General features: G+C 49.4%; 1 protein-coding gene. It reads right to left on the reverse strand.

The genetic code is table 11. The features are described from left to right. Nucleotides 1–23: 23 nt before the first annotated feature. Nucleotides 24–620, reverse strand: a 597-nt coding sequence (gene nadA / locus ACS8FD_RS22035; protein WP_439277440.1) for a quinolinate synthase NadA, incomplete at its 5' end; no start/stop codon positions are given.

A 620-nucleotide genomic window follows, 5' to 3' on the forward strand; every position in this document is an offset into this window, starting at 1 on the left:
CCAATACGCGCGCCTCATTCATATTAGGCAGCTCCAACGTTAGCAAATAGCGCACGGTCTTTGACAATATCTCCGCTCGCGGCCACACGTTGCTTTTGCGCTTCGGCAAAATCAAGCATGCGTTGTAGTGGTTTTTTTGCACCTGCTGCCAGCTCAGGCGTCATTAATATTTCACCGCTGCGCTGAGACAGACACTGCTCAATTCCTTTTAGGCCATTCATCGCCATCCATGGACAGAATGCACAGCTTTTACAACTGGCGCTCTCACCAGCGGTCGGCGCAGCTAGAAAACGCTTATTTGGCGAGCGCTTTTGCATCTCGTGCAAGATACCCAGGTCGGTAGCGACAATAAAGGTATCGGCATCCAGCTCATACGTTGATTTTAATAGTTTGCTGGTTGAGCCAACCACATCAGCGAGGTCGACCACGTTATCAGGTGATTCAGGATGTACCAACACCTTAGCGTCAGGGTGTTCTTCTTTTAATTGTATCAGCTCAGTCGCTTTAAACTCGTTATGTACTAGACAAGACCCTTGCCACAGCAACATGTCTGCGCCAGTCTCTTGTGCAAAGTATTTACCCAAATGACGGTCAGGCCCCCAAATGATAGGCTCGCCTTG

Source organism: Psychrobacter sp. 1U2 (assembly GCF_051847575.1).